Origin of the sequence: Microbacterium sp. ZXX196, from assembly GCF_009709595.1 — a bacterium.
Classification (GTDB): domain Bacteria; phylum Actinomycetota; class Actinomycetes; order Actinomycetales; family Microbacteriaceae; genus Microbacterium; species Microbacterium excoecariae.
Genome location: NZ_WMEE01000003.1, coordinates 29912 through 43396, shown reverse-complemented (window position 1 = coordinate 43396; position 13485 = coordinate 29912). Strand labels below are relative to the sequence as shown.

Sequence of the window (13485 nt, the reverse complement as noted above, 5' to 3'; positions counted from 1 at the left end):
CCTGGTGGGGTGACCGACAACGCCCGCATGAACGTCGAATCCTTCAACCTCGACCACACCCTCGTCGCGGCGCCCTACCTGCGTCTCGCCGACCGCAAGATGCTGCCCGCGGGCGACGTCATCGTGAAGTACGACGTGCGCTTCGCGCAGCCGAACGTCGCCCACCTCGAGATGCCCGTTGTGCACTCGCTCGAGCATCTGTTCGCCGAGAAGAGCCGCGACCACTCCGACCGCGTCATCGACTTCTCGCCCATGGGCTGCCAGACCGGCTTCTACCTCATCCTCTCCGGCGAGCACACGCCGGCCGAGGTGGCCGAGCTCGTCGCCGCGACGCTCGCCGACGTCGCGGCCGCCGACCGCGTGCCCGCCGCGAATCAGACGCAGTGCGGCTGGGGCGCGAACCACACGCTCGCCGGCGCGCAGGAGGCCGCCCGCGCCTTCCTCGACCGCCGCGACGAGTGGCTGACGGTCTTCGCGGACGGATCCGGCGCGTGACCGCGATCGTCATCCAGGTCGCGATGGACGAGGAGGCCCAGCCCTTCCTCGATGCGGCCCGCGAGGTGAGCGACCCCATCGCGGTCGGCCGCGCCGTGCACCGAGGCATCGTCCTCGGCGACGCGACCGTCGTGCTCGTGCGCTCGGGCATCGGCATGGTCAACGCCGCCGACGCCGCCGCCGGCGCGATCCACCGCTACGGCCCCGACGACATCGTCCTCATCAGCGCCGGATCCGCGGGCGGGCTCGCCCGCGGCGTCCGGGTGGGCGAGGTCGTCGTGGGCGCCTCGGCCGTCAACGTCGAGGCCGACGCGCGGGCGTTCGGCTACGCGCTCGGGCAGGTGCCCGGCATGCCGGAGGTCTACGGCACGGATCCGGCTCTCCGCCGGGCGCTCGCGGACACGCGCGTCGGCGACATCGCCGTGCGCGAGGGCGACATGGGCGCCGGGGAGAAGTTCGTCACGACGGGCATCGCCGACCGCCTCCGCGCCGACTTCCCTGGCCTCGTCTCGGTCGACATGGAGACGACGGCCGTCGCGCAGGTCGCCCACAACCACGGCGCCCGGTTTGCGGCGTGCCGCGCGATCAGCGACCTCTGCGCGCCGGACGGCGACGAGTTCGCCACCCACATCGACGACGCGGCCGAGCGCTCGGCCCGGGTCGTCATCGACGCGCTCGCGCGGCTCACGGCGTGACGGACGACGCGGGCGGGCGCCGGATCCGCCTCGACATCGCGTACGACGGATCCGGCTTCCACGGCTGGGCCCGCCAGCCCGGCCTGCGCACGGTGCAGGGCACGCTCGAGGACGCGCTGGGCCGCGTGCTCGGCGGCGAGCCGCGGCTCGTGGTCGCGGGCCGCACGGACGCGGGCGTGCACGCGAGCGGGCAGGTCGCGCACCTCGACCTCGACGCCGCGCAGGCCGCGCGCGCGGCGGCCCCGCGGCGGGGAGGAGCGGCACCGGCGGATCCGGTGGCCCCGCTCGCCCGGAGAGTCCAGGGCGTCCTGCGCCCGTACGCGGACGTCGCCGTGGCGCGCACGAGCTCGGCCCCCGCGGGCTTCGACGCCCGGTTCTCGGCCGTGTGGCGCCGGTACGCGTACCGGATCGCGGACGAGACGGCGGGCTACGACCCGCTGCGCCGCCGCGACACGACGCTCGTGCGCGCGCGGCTCGACGTGGCGGCCATGGACGCCGCGGCGCGCTCGCTCGTCGGGCTCCACGACTTCGCGGCCTACTGCAAGCCGCGCGAGGAGGCCACGACGATCCGGACCCTCCTCGAGTTCGACTGGCGGCGCGGCGAGGACGGCGCGCTTGTCGCGAACGTGCGCGCCGACGCCTTCTGCCACTCGATGGTGCGGGCCCTCGTGGGCGCGTGCGTCGCGGTCGGGCAGGGCCGCCTCAAGGTCGCCGACGTCGCGCGCCTGCGCGACGAGCTGACCCGGACGAGCGCGTTCGCGGTGCTCGACGCGCGGGGCCTGACGCTCGCCGAGGTGGGGTATCCGGCGGACGATCAGCTCGCCGCGCGGGCCGATCAGACGCGCGCGCGGCGCGGCGCCGACGAGGTCATGGGAAGCTCATAGCGAAGGGCTATCCGGCCCGCACCCGCGGGGCTTAGGGTGAGGGCACGATGCGAGTCATTTCCTACAACCTGCGCAAGCACGCGGCGGCCGACGAGCTCGGCGCGCTCGTGGATCGCTGGGAGCCCGACGTCCTGTGCCTGCAGGAGGCGAACGTCGAGGACCTGCCGACGCGGATCGACGGTCTCCGTCTCGCGGCGGCGACCGACCGCAACCGCCTCGGGCTCGCCCTGTACTTTCGCGAGAACGCGTTCCGCTTCGTCGACTCCGTCTCGCTCGGGCTGAAGAAGTCGCTGCACGACATGGTGCTCAAGCCCGCGCACGAGCGGCTGCTCGGCGTGCAGCTGTTCGACATCGACGCGGCCCGCGAGATCACGATGGCCTCGTTTCACGCGGCGCCGCTCACGGCCCCGAACTCGCTGCGGCGCACCCAGATCCGCTCGGCCCTGCAGGCGCTCGAGCAGCTCGGCCCCGGGACGCCAACCTTCATGGTCGGCGACTACAACTACCCCGTGTTCAAGGAGCGCCTCGGCGACCAGGTGCGCGAGCACGGCTACGACCTCAGCCTGAGCAACCTGCGCACCTACACGCGGTACCGCTTCTTCAAGGGCCACTACGACTTCGTCACCTCGCGCGGCCTGTCGATCGGCGACGTCACGACCCTCCCGCAGGGATCCAGCGACCACCTGCCGATCCTCGTGGAGGCCGAATACCGGCGCCACGGCCGCTGAGCCCCCGCGCCGCCCGAGGGGCGCGGGGGCCCGCGGCGCTCAGTCCCGCTCGGGGAGGGTGGGGATCAGTGCGTCGAGCAGCTCGGCCGTGTGCTCCCAGCCCGTGACGGCGACGCACGCGACGCCCATCGCCTTCACGGGGTAGTCGTTGCCGTCGGGGTCGAGCCGGTCGCCGTAGAACAGCATGTCGCCCAGCGCGATGCCCGTCTCGGCCGCGAGCTGCTCCATGCCGTAGGCCTTGTCGATGCCCTTGCGCGTGACGTCGATGGACGTGGATCCGCCCGAGCGCACCTCGAGGTCGGGGATCCGCGCGGCGACCGCGTCGCGGAGCGCGGACTTCTTCGCGCTCGTCGGGTCCCACGCCTTCTTTTCCTCGACGGGCGCGGACTGCCCGAGCGCGGAGAAGGTGATCTGGGATCCGCGGTCCTCGAGGATCGGGCCCCAGGTTTCGGACTCCCAGTAGCCGAGCCGCACGGCCTCCTCCTCGATGGCCGCGAGGGCGCGGGCCTTCTCGTCGGCGGTGAGGTCGCGCGCGTAGAGCGCGCGGAACGCCGTGCCATCGTGACGGAAGTACTGCGTGCCGCAGGCGGGGAGGAGGTGGATGTGCGCGAGCGCGTCGGGCGCGTCTGGCAGGCGGTCGACGACCTGCGCGCGGAACTGCGCGATCTGCCCGCCCGAGATGATGGCGACCTCCACGCGCCGCGCGAGGGCGACGAGCTGCTCGGCGACGCGGCCTGCGACGGGGGACTTCGAGGGGGCGAGCGTGTCGTCGAGATCGAAGGCGACGACGAGCGGCGACGGGGTCATGCGGGGCCATTCGTTCGGGGAGCGGACAGAGAAAGGGCCCGGCGGCCAGACGCCGACGGGCCCTTCCAGGGTACCGAGATTAGTTCGTCTCGCGCTGCTTGCGCACCGCGGAAGCAACGACGATCGCGCCGCCCGCGAGGACGAGCGCGCCGCCGCCGACCCACAGGCCGAGGCCCGAGGTGACGTCGTTGCCCGTGGCGAGGAGCGAGTCGTCGCCGGCCGTGCTGGTGCCGCCCGCGGTCGCCGTGTCGACCGTGAAGGTCTGCGACTGCGTGACGCCGCTCTCGAGGCCGACGGCCGTGACGGTGAAGTCGCCCGACGCGCCCTCGGGCAGCGCGAGCGTGACCGTGGCGACGCCGTCGGCGTCGGCCTCGGTGGTCGTGGTGATGGAGTCGCCCGCGGCCGAGGCGAAGCTCGCGCCGGCAAGGCCGGTGATCGTGATGCTGACGGACTCGAACGGCGTGAAACCGGAGAACGAGAAGGTCACGGTGCCGCCCGGCGTAATGGCGCCGCTGACGACGATGCCATCGGTGGACGGAGTGTAGGCGTTGGCGGCGACCGGCGAGCCGATCGCGAGGGCGCCCGCGACGACGAGCGCCGCGGTGGCCTTCTTGATGGAGAAAGTTTTCATGCGGTGTGGATCCTCACGTTGTGGTGTCCGCGTGCCCCCGGGGAACCAGAAACGACGCACATCTCGGTCCGGTCAATTATTCAGGAGACCCACAAGGAGAGTCAAGTCGCGATATTTCACCGGGGTGAACGGTGGGTGTCGAAACGATGTCGATCGCGCCCGTGCGACGCGCGGTCGTCGCGACGTCGAGCCGCGCGGTCTCGCCGGGGGCGAGCACCGTCGTCCAGGCGACGACGCTGCGGCCCTCGTGCGTGCCGAGGATCGCGGCGTCTCCCGCGCTCGCTGCGATGTCCCCGGGGGAGGATCCCTCGGGCAGGTACACGTAGGCAACCGTGCGCGTCATCCCGGCCTCGACCCCGCCGATCGTCTCGGTGCCCGCGGCGGATCCGAGGACGTAGTCGGGCAGCACGGTCGCGGCGTCGGCGGGCGCGGCGCTCGTGAGCTCGACGCCGACCGACAACCGCGCCTGGTCGGTGGCGCTGCACCAGGCGGCGCCCGCGGCCGCCTCCATGAAGTAGTCCATCTTCGAGCCGGTGCCGTCGTTGAGGTACACGCCGACCGCCGTCGTGTCCGTGTCGGTCTCGGGCAGCCCGCCCGCGAGCGTCGTCTCCGCGAGAACGGCCTGCTCGTCGGCGTCCGCGCTCCAGACGAGGACGCGGCGCTCGGATCCGGCGCGCGCGAGCGCCTCGATCATGGCGGCGGGGGAGCCGGATCCGCTCATCACGGCGTCGAAGACGGCGGCGGTGACGGCGCCGAAGGCCGCATCCTGCTCCGCGGGGACCGTGATCTGGGCGTAGAGGTCGCTGAGGAGCATGGGCACCAGCGTCTCCTCGGTCGCCGTGCCGCCCGTGGGGAGCTCCACGCCGCCGACCGCGCCGACGAGGTAGGACAGCGCCACAGGATCGAGCGCGATGACGCCGTCGACCTCGCCGCCGTACTCGGCCTGCCACATCGCGGTCGCGAGCTGGGCCGAGACGGCGAAGTCGGGGACCTGAGTGACGTTCTGCATGTACGACTCGGGGTCGTCGCCGAAGATCTGGCGCAGCTCGTCGGTGGCGACGTCCGCCGCGCTTGTGACCTTCCCGAACGATCCGCCCGCGACCTGGTCGGCGATCTCGATGCGCCCGGCGTCCGCCGTGAGGTGGATGACGTTGCCGGCGATTCCGCCGAGCGAGCGCCACTCGGCGTTGTTCTGGGCGAGCAGGAGGTAGTCGCGCGGCCCGTCGGATCCGAGCATCGAGGGCAAGAGATTCGTCGCGTTCTCGAGCGCCTCGGTGACGTCGGCGACGCGGTCCAGCTGCTCGCCCGCCTCGGCCGTGGCCTCGCGCAGCGGCTTCACGAGCGGCGCCGTGTCGACCGCGGCGACCGCCGCCGCAGCGCGCTGGGCCTCGGCGTTCGCGGCGCGGGCCGTCTCGGCGGAACTCGCGAGGGGCGCGAGGTCGATCGCGTCGCCGTCGGGGGAGAACAGCCCGCCCGTGACGTCGGCGAACGTCGTCGCGAGCGGCGCGACGGCGCCGGAGACCGCGGTGTCGAGGGCGTCCGTCAGGGTTGTGACGGCGCCGAGCTGCGGGCCGATCCACGGCAGCGCGCTGTACGCGCGCCAGACGGGGTCCGCCGTCAGCTCGCGGGCCCGGGACGTCTCCGCGGCGATGTCGTCGACCGTGTCGGCGAGCGCGGCGGGGTCGGCGGCGAGGGAGGCGCCCATGTCGCCCGCGATCTCCTGCGCGCGCTCGACGTGGTCGATTGCCTCGGTGGCGCGGATCCCGACCCACACGGCGCCCGCGACGAAGATCAGCAGGAGGGCGGCGAGGACCCCGGCGACCCAGCGTCCGGCGACGCGGCGGGTGGACGGGCGGGAGGGCGAAGGCACCGGCACAGGATACGCCAGGGGCTGGCCCGCTACCCGAGCGCGGTGCCCGCGAGCGCGAGGGCGACGCCCGCGGCGTTGTACACGGCGTGCACGCCGACGGCGGTCCAGACGCGGCCCGTGAGGACGACGAGGCCCGCGCACGTGGCGCCCACGAGGGCGAGGGCCGCGGTCTGGCCCCAGTCGGCGATGCCGACCGTGATGGCGTGGACCGCGACGAACGCGGCCGTCGAGCACACGATCGCCAGCAGGGCGCCCTCGAGCCCGCGCCGCGCGATCCGGTACACGGCCACGACGATGACGCCGTGGAACAGCAGCGACTCGATGACGGGCGCCACGACGATGGGGGAGATCACGGAGAGGAACAGCCACCCGTCGGGCAGCGCGCCGTTGATCATCGGGAAGGTCGGCAGCGCGCCGGAATCGCCCGCGGCAACAGCGAGCCCGCCCTGCACCGCCCGCAGGGCGAGCCCGAATCCGGCGGCCCAGAGCAGGTCAAGGGCGCGGATCCGCAGGAGACCCCGCGGGACGCCGCGCGTGAAGGCGACGACGACGGGAGCGAGCATGCCGGCCCACAGGACGACGTCGGCGAGGACGACGCCCGCGAGCCCCACGACGGCGCGGCCGACGAGGATCGAGCCGATCGTGCCCACGCCGAGGCCGATCGCGACCCAGCCGAGCAGTTCGACGTTCCACCGGCGCGCCGTGCGGCTGCCCTCGAGCCAGGTGCGGCTGCCCAGGGTCGGGCGCTCCTCGGCGCGCGGGCGGCTGCGCGCCCCGCGGCGGCCGGACGCGCCCGGGCCGCTGCCGGTGCCGTCGCGGCTGCCCGCACTCGGGCGGCGTGTCGGGGTGGGGGCGGCGGGCTCGTCGGTCACGCGCACCACGGTACCGGCACGCGCGTGTCGGTCGCGGCCCCTACGCTGGGGCGCGGAGGTAGTGATGGTGGAGATCCTGACGGTGTGCACGGGCAACATCTGCCGCTCGCCCATGGCCGAGCTGATCCTCGGCGCGCGCCTTTCCGGCACCGACGTCCGGGTGTCGAGCGCGGGCGTGCGCGCTCCCGTTGGCCGCGAGATGACCCCCGACGCCGCGCGGCTCGCGGAAGAGTCCGGGGCCGACCCGTCGGCGGCGTCCGCGCACCGTGCGCGCTACCTTGACGAGAGCGTGCTCGCGGGCGCTGACCTCGTGCTGGCGATGACGCGCGAGCACCGGCGCGCGGCCGTCGAGCTCGCGCCGGCCAAGCTCAAGGTTGCCTTCACGGCGCGCGAGTTCGCGCGCCTCGCCGAGACCCTGACCGACGCCGAGGTCCGGCAGGAGGTGGCGGGGGAGGCCGACCCGGCGCGCCGCCTGCGCCGGGCGCTTGATCTCGTCTCCTCGGCGCGGTTCGACGTGGATCCGCCGGCGGATCCGTCGGACGACGACGTCGTCGACCCCTACCAGCGCTCCCGCGACGTCTACGACGAGGCGCTCGCGCAGCTCCTCCCGGGCGTCGAGCAGGTGGCGCGCGTCGCGCGGCTGGCGCTCGCCTGAGGTGACCGTGGGTGATTCGTTACGCGCAGACCATCACCCCGAAACAGGGATGCGATATGTTGCACGGGTACTTCATGGGAACCCCGGGTAGCGGGAGGCCCCGTTTCCCCTCCGCCGGAAGGTGACTTGGTGACCGTCGTGTCGACCGACCGTGTAGCGATCACGCCCGAACGCCGTTCCGGGGGCGCCCGCGCCTGGCAGCGCCGCTACGCGCTCGGCCTGTTCGTCACCGACGCGCTCGCGCTCGTCTGGGTCGTCATCGGCACCCAGATCGGCTGGCTCGGCGCGCACTCGGGCGCCGACGTTTCGGTCGCGGGCGGCAACGTGATGCTGTCGTACACGACCTTCTCGGTGTTTCTCGTGCTCGGCTGGCTCGCGGCGCTCGCGCTGCGCGACACGCGGGATCCGCGGATCATCACGGTCGGGTGGGAGGAATACCGCCGGGTCGTCGAGGCGAGCGTGCGCTTCTTCGGCATCGTGGCGATCGTCGCGGTGATCTTCCAGATCAACCTCTCGCGCGGGTACCTGCTCATCTCCCTGCCAGCGGGCGTCCTCGTGCTCCTCGCGACTCGGTGGCTGTGGCGCCAGTGGGTTAACGTGCAGCGCGCGCAGGGGCTCTACCTCTCGCGGGTGCTGCTCGTCGGGACCCCGGAGGCGTCGGCGCACTTCGCGCGGGAGCTCGAGCGGGTCCGCTGGGCCGGATACCTCCCCGTCGGCGCGTGCGTGCCGGTTGGCACGGACCCCGCTGCGCTCGCCGACGAGGGCATCGAGGTCTTCGGCAGCTTCGACGACATCGAGCGCGTCGTGCAGGCGCGCGACGTCGACACGGTGCTCGTGACGGGATCCGACCTCATGCCCCCGGGCAAGGTGCGCGAGATCTCCTGGATGCTCGAGCAGGGCCGACGCCACCTCGCCGTCGCGCCGACGATCGCCGACGTGGCGGGCCCGCGGATCCGCATGCGCCCCGCGGCGGGCGCGCCGCTCATCCACGTCGAGACGCCGCGCTTCTCGTACGGGCAGCGCTTCGTCAAGCGCGCGGCCGACATCGTCGTCTCGGCGCTCGCGATCGTGGGCCTCAGCCCGCTGCTCATCGCGCTTGCGGTGATCGTGAAGGCGACCTCGAAGGGCCCGATCCTCTTCCGCCAGACTCGCGTGGGGCGCAAGGGCCGCGAGTTCAAGATGCTGAAGTTCCGGTCGATGGTCGTTGACGCGGAGGCGCAGCTCGCGGCGCTGAAGGCCATGGCCGACGCGGGCAACGACGTCATGTTCAAGATGCGCGAGGACCCCCGCGTGACGCGCGTGGGCCGCGTGATGCGGCGCTACAGCCTGGACGAGCTGCCCCAGCTGTTCAACGTGCTTTGCGGGCAGATGTCGCTCGTGGGGCCGCGCCCGCCGCTGCCGAGCGAGGTCGTCGAATACGCCGACCACGTGCACCGCCGCTTCCTTGTCCAGCCCGGCATCACGGGGCTGTGGCAGGTCTCGGGCCGGTCGACCCTGTCGTGGGAGGAGACGGTGCGCCTCGACCTGTCGTACGTCGACAACTGGAGCCTCGTGGGCGACCTCATCATCGTGCTGAAGACGGGCCGGGCCGTGCTCGCGCCCGGGGACACGGCGGCGTGAGGGTTCGCGGGCGACGGGCGGCCGACCGGTACGCTCGTGCGAAGGTGCTCCGGCGCCACGACAGCGATACGCCGCGTACCGAGGGAATTCTGTGGAACTGAGCGACTACATCCGGATCCTGCGCAAGAACTGGGTCGTCATCGTCGTGATCGCGCTCGTCGGGGTCGGCGCGGCCGCCGTTTTCTCGCTGACGCGCACGCCGATGTACGAGGCGACGAGCGAGGTGTTCGTCTCGAGCCAGGCCGGCGACACGATCGGCGAGCAGGCGCAGGGCAACACCTACACGCAGCAGCGCGTCGCCTCGTACGTGCAGCTCGCGACGAGCCCTCGGGTGCTCGATCCGGTCATCGCTGACCTCGGCCTGACGGAGTCGGCGACCGAGCTCGCCGCGCGCACGGAGGTCTCGAGCGCGCTCGAGACGACGATCATCCGGGTGACGGTGTCGGACGCGGATCCGCAGGCGGCGGCCGATGCGTCGAACTCGGTGACGGAGAACCTCACGGAGGCGATCACCGACGTCGAGACGCTGCCGGATAGGTCCTCCGTCCCGGTGAAGGTGACGCAGATCCAGGCCGCGACGGCGCCCGAGGCGCCGGTGAGCCCGGACGTGCCGCTGAACCTCGCGCTCGGCCTGCTCGTGGGCCTCGCGCTCGGCGTGGGCCTCGCGGTCATGCGCACGGTGCTCGACACCCGGGTGCGCTCGACGCGCGACATCGCGAGTATCACGGACCGGCCGCTCATCGGCGCGATCCCGTTCGACCCGAAGTCGGCGGAGCGGCCGCTGATCCTGCAAGCGGATCCGCAGCACCCGCGCAGCGAGGCGTTCCGCGCGCTGCGCACGAACCTGCAGTTCCTCGACCTCGAGTCGGAGTCGACGGGCCACAGCTTCGTCGTCACCTCGAGCGTGCCGGGCGAGGGCAAGTCGACGAGCGCCGTGAACCTCGCGATCGCGCTGGCCGACGCGGGCAAGCGCGTCATGATCGTTGACGCCGACCTGCGCAAGCCGAGGGTCGCGGAATACTTCGGCATCGAGGGCGGCGTGGGCCTCACGGACGTCCTCATCGGGCGCGCGGAGCTGCAGGACGTGCTGCAGAAGTGGGGCAAGCGGTCGCTGTACGTGCTGCCGTCGGGCAAGGTGCCGCCGAACCCGAGCGAGCTGCTCGGCTCTTCGCGCATGCGGGCGCTCGTCGAGATGCTCATGAACGACCTCGACGTCATCATCCTGGACGCCCCGCCGCTTTTGCCCGTCACGGACGCGGCCGTGCTGGCGAAGTTTACGAGCGGCGCGATGGTCGTCGTGGCGGCGGGATCCACGAAGCGCGACCAGGTGCAGGGCGCGCTGGACGTGCTCGAGACGGTGCACGCGCAGGTCGCGGGCATCGTCGTGACGAAGGTGCCGCTGACGGGCCCCGACGCGGGCGACTACGGCTACGGGTACGGCTACGGGTATGGGCCTGAGCTGGAAGCGGCCCCGAAGGGTCGCGGGAGGAGAGCGCGCGGCAATGGCTAGGGCGGCGAGGGGCGGCGCCGGTCGCGTGTTCGCGATCACCGGCGTGGTGGCGCTGGCGGTCGCCGTCGGCGCACTCTCGCTGTACGCCATGGACCGCGTGGGTCAGGCGCCCGCGGCGTCCGCGTCGTCCATCGCGAGCTCCCCGGCGTCCTCCCCGACGCCGACGGCGAGCGCTTCGCCTTCTGACGACGGGTCCTCGGACGACGACGCGGCCTCGGACGGCGCTGCCGCGGACGAGCCCGCGGTCACCGTCGTGGCCGAGACGCCGGCGGTGGCGGAGGAGCGCTTCCTCGCCCTGGGAAGCGGGGACATCGTCTGGCGCGGCACCGCCGGATCCTGCCAGGAGGGCGTGGCCCCGCTGCTCGAGCGCTCGACGGACGGCGGCGGCACCTGGACCGACGTCACGCCCACCTACCGCGGGGTGACGCAGCTCATGGGACTGGATCCGTTCGCGGAGGAGCAGGCGGACATCGTCGCGTCGCTGCTCGACGAGGAGTCGGAGGCGGATCCGTGCGAGACGCGCGCGATCCGCACCTTCAGCCAGGGCCAGTTCTGGGGCGACGAGGCCGAGCTGTTCGAGTCCGCGTCCTTCGTGGCGCCGGGCCGCACCGGCGTCGTCGCGGCGGGCGTGGACGTCGAGGCGCCGTGCGCGGAGCCGTTCGGGCTGCGCGCGGACGACGGGGTCGTGGCGGTCGTGTGCGACGGATCCGCCCAGGTCTTCCGAGACGGCGCGTGGGCCCCGCTCGACGGCCTCGCGGACGTCGTGGCGGTCGACGTCGTCGACGGCACGGTCTACGCCGCGCACGGCGACGCATCGTGCGCGGGCCTCGCCGTCTCGGCGGCCGGCCCGGACGGCCTCGCCGCGTCGGTGGGGTGCGCGGCCCTGTCCGCGACGGGTGACGTCGCGGGCCCGGTGGCGCTCGACGTCGTGGGCGCGCCCGGCAGCGAGACCGTGGCCGTGTGGGCCGGGGACGAGCTCGCGCGCGTCTAAGTCCCAGCCCACACGGCGCGGGGTCAGGACGCGTTCGCGTCGGCGAGCATCTCGCGCATGAGCGCGATCTCCTCGGTCTGGGCGTCGATGATGTCGTGCGCGAGGGCGATGGCGCCCTCGTGCGAACCGTCGGCGATCTCGGCCTCGGCCATGTCGATCGCGCCTTCGTGGTGTTCGATCATCTGCTCAAGGAACAGGGGCGTCGCTTCGGCGCCGGTCGCGGCCTCGAGCTCGGCCATGTCGTCCTCGGACATCATGCCGTCCATGGATCCCATGTCGCCCATGCCCTCCATATCGCCCATGCCGCCCATGGAGCCCACGCCCCACTCGTCGAGCCAGGCCTCGAGCTGATCGATCTCGGGGCCCTGGGCGGCGGTAATGTCCTCGGCCAGGGCGGCGACGTCGGACGGGACGTCCTCCTTCGCGAGGAGCATGTCGCTCATCTCGATGGCCTGCTCGTGGTGGGGAATCATCATGGCGACGAACATGACGTCGGCGTTGGAGACGTCGTCGGGGAGGGCGGATCCGCCGTGGCCGCCGCCGTGCGCGTCGGGGGACCCGGAGGATCCGCCCGCCGAGCAGCCGGCGAGGGCGAGGGCGGTCGTGATGGCGAGGGCGGTGGCGGCGGTGGCCGCGCGGAAAGTAGTCATGTCGATCCTCTGCGTGTGCGTGTGTGCCGGGGCGCGCGAGAGGGCGTCGCCCCGGGAAATCGGGTCGGGCGGCGGCGCCACGCCGCGGGGATCCGCGGTACGGGTGTGGCGGGGCCGGCGCCGACTCAGGTCCGCCGGATGCAGAGGTCGATGAGGGTGAGCGCCACGCGCCGGCGCGTGCGCACGCGCCGCGCGCCGCGGGCGAGGAGGGCCAGGCCGGGAGCGGCGCGGGCGGCCAGCTGCCGGGGCCCCGGCACCAGGAACAGGACCGCCGTAAGCCCGAGCACGCAGGCCGTTGCGGCCCGCGCGTGGTGCTCCGGCGCGCACTCCGCGCACGTGGCCGTGCCTTCCGCGCCCGCCGCGTCGGCCGTGTGGCTGTGTGCGGTGAGGGTGGCCGTGCCTTCGGCACCCGCCGCGCCCCCCGCGTCGTCCGCGTGGCTGTGTGCGGTGAGGGTGGCCGTGCCCTCTGTTTCCTCCGCCTGGCTGTGCGCCGTGAGGGCGGCCGCGCCCGCGGTGTCTTCCACGCCTGCCGCGAGAATGTACGCCGCGAGGGCGGTCCTGCCACTGGCGTGTGCCGCGCCCGCCGCGCCTGTCGCGTGGCCCTGTGCGGCGAAGGTGGTCGTGCCCGCCGCATCGAGCGCGTGGCCGGGGGCGTCGAGGGCGTGCATGGCGACGAGCCCGAACGCCACGGCGAACACGAGGCCCGCGCACGCCACGAGGCGGCGCAGCGTGCGCGCCCCCGCGGCTGGCATCGAGTTCACGCGATCAGTGTACGGAACGGGCCGCACCGCTCTCTCAGTGGCCGGTGGATCCGCCTCGTGCAAGAGCGTCAGAGGCGTGATCCGCGCCGCGGACATAGCGCGGGGTACGTGAGGTTCACGGTGGGGCGAGGCGCCGGCGGGGCGTGACGGCGCTGCGCCGCTCCCTCGCTTCTCACCACTCGCGCGTCGCCCGGTGGATGGGTGTGCGGCCGGAACCCCGACAGGGCCTCGCCGCTATCAGGAAATTCGCTGCTGCTGCCTTTGTCGCGGTGGAGATCCCCATCGTGGTCGTCATTACCGCGCGGCGTACAGGCCC

At 73.2% G+C, this 13485-nt stretch carries 14 protein-coding genes; 8 read left to right on the top strand and 6 right to left on the bottom strand.

The features are described from left to right. Window positions 1-9: 9 nt before the first annotated feature. From GJQ66_RS03530 to GJQ66_RS03515, 4 genes are read left to right on the top strand one after another with little or no spacing between them, the layout of a single operon-like run. Window positions 10-495: an S-ribosylhomocysteine lyase gene (locus GJQ66_RS03530; protein ID WP_368732623.1), complete on the top strand. Its 486-nt coding sequence runs from the start codon at window positions 10-12 to the stop codon at window positions 493-495. Then, window positions 492-1190, top strand: a complete 699-nt coding sequence (gene mtnN / locus GJQ66_RS03525) for a 5'-methylthioadenosine/S-adenosylhomocysteine nucleosidase (RefSeq protein WP_368732622.1) — start codon at window positions 492-494, stop codon at window positions 1188-1190. Before GJQ66_RS03530 ends, mtnN begins: the two co-directional genes overlap by 4 nt. Beyond that, the gene (truA, locus tag GJQ66_RS03520) at window positions 1187-2074 is read left to right on the top strand and encodes a tRNA pseudouridine(38-40) synthase TruA (RefSeq protein ID WP_368732621.1); all 888 of its coding nucleotides are present in this window, start codon (window positions 1187-1189) and stop codon (window positions 2072-2074) included. Before mtnN ends, truA begins: the two co-directional genes overlap by 4 nt. A gap of 47 nt (window positions 2075-2121) precedes the next feature. Next, complete coding sequence (locus GJQ66_RS03515; RefSeq protein ID WP_155047969.1) at window positions 2122-2802, top strand: endonuclease/exonuclease/phosphatase family protein; 681 nt, start codon at window positions 2122-2124, stop codon at window positions 2800-2802. A gap of 39 nt (window positions 2803-2841) precedes the next feature. Here the strand turns inward: GJQ66_RS03515 and GJQ66_RS03510 are convergent, their stop codons facing one another. The 4 genes from GJQ66_RS03510 to GJQ66_RS15340 all read right to left on the bottom strand — a co-directional run bounded on the left by GJQ66_RS03510 (window position 2842) and on the right by GJQ66_RS15340 (window position 6982). Next, window positions 2842-3609 (bottom strand): HAD-IIB family hydrolase, encoded by a 768-nt coding sequence (locus GJQ66_RS03510; RefSeq protein WP_155047968.1) that lies wholly within the window; start codon window positions 3607-3609, stop codon window positions 2842-2844. A 79-nt stretch (window positions 3610-3688) separates the two neighbouring features. After that, window positions 3689-4240, bottom strand: a complete 552-nt coding sequence (locus GJQ66_RS03505; RefSeq protein ID WP_155047967.1) for a hypothetical protein — start codon at window positions 4238-4240, stop codon at window positions 3689-3691. 76 nt (window positions 4241-4316) lie between these two features. After that, window positions 4317-6110 (bottom strand): DUF4012 domain-containing protein, encoded by a 1794-nt coding sequence (locus tag GJQ66_RS15345; RefSeq protein WP_155047966.1) that lies wholly within the window; start codon window positions 6108-6110, stop codon window positions 4317-4319. Between the two features lie 29 nt (window positions 6111-6139). Beyond that, the gene (locus tag GJQ66_RS15340) at window positions 6140-6982 is read right to left on the bottom strand and encodes a CPBP family intramembrane glutamic endopeptidase (protein ID WP_196215801.1); all 843 of its coding nucleotides are present in this window, start codon (window positions 6980-6982) and stop codon (window positions 6140-6142) included. 64 nt (window positions 6983-7046) lie between these two features. On the opposite strand from GJQ66_RS15340, the gene GJQ66_RS03490 reads away from it, so the two are divergent. The 4 genes from GJQ66_RS03490 to GJQ66_RS03475 all read left to right on the top strand — a co-directional run bounded on the left by GJQ66_RS03490 (window position 7047) and on the right by GJQ66_RS03475 (window position 11758). Next, window positions 7047-7637 (top strand): low molecular weight phosphatase family protein, encoded by a 591-nt coding sequence (locus tag GJQ66_RS03490; protein WP_155047964.1) that lies wholly within the window; start codon window positions 7047-7049, stop codon window positions 7635-7637. A 129-nt stretch (window positions 7638-7766) separates the two neighbouring features. After that, window positions 7767-9257 carry a sugar transferase gene (locus GJQ66_RS03485; RefSeq protein WP_368732620.1) on the top strand — a complete coding sequence of 497 codons (1491 nt, stop codon included), beginning with the start codon at window positions 7767-7769 and terminating at the stop codon, window positions 9255-9257. A 91-nt stretch (window positions 9258-9348) separates the two neighbouring features. Then, on the top strand, window positions 9349-10767 hold the full coding sequence (locus GJQ66_RS03480; RefSeq protein ID WP_368732619.1) for a polysaccharide biosynthesis tyrosine autokinase: 1419 nt from the start codon (window positions 9349-9351) through the stop codon (window positions 10765-10767). Between the two features lie 25 nt (window positions 10768-10792). Further along, window positions 10793-11758: a hypothetical protein gene (locus GJQ66_RS03475; protein ID WP_155047962.1), complete on the top strand. Its 966-nt coding sequence runs from the start codon at window positions 10793-10795 to the stop codon at window positions 11756-11758. 23 nt (window positions 11759-11781) lie between these two features. Here the strand turns inward: GJQ66_RS03475 and GJQ66_RS03470 are convergent, their stop codons facing one another. Both GJQ66_RS03470 and GJQ66_RS03465 read right to left on the bottom strand, forming a co-directional pair. Then, window positions 11782-12408 (bottom strand): DUF305 domain-containing protein, encoded by a 627-nt coding sequence (locus GJQ66_RS03470; RefSeq protein WP_155047961.1) that lies wholly within the window; start codon window positions 12406-12408, stop codon window positions 11782-11784. A gap of 125 nt (window positions 12409-12533) precedes the next feature. Continuing rightward, entirely contained in the window at window positions 12534-13169 is a 636-nt protein-coding gene (locus GJQ66_RS03465; protein ID WP_155047960.1) for a hypothetical protein, read from the bottom strand. Window positions 13170-13485: the final 316 nt, after the last annotated feature.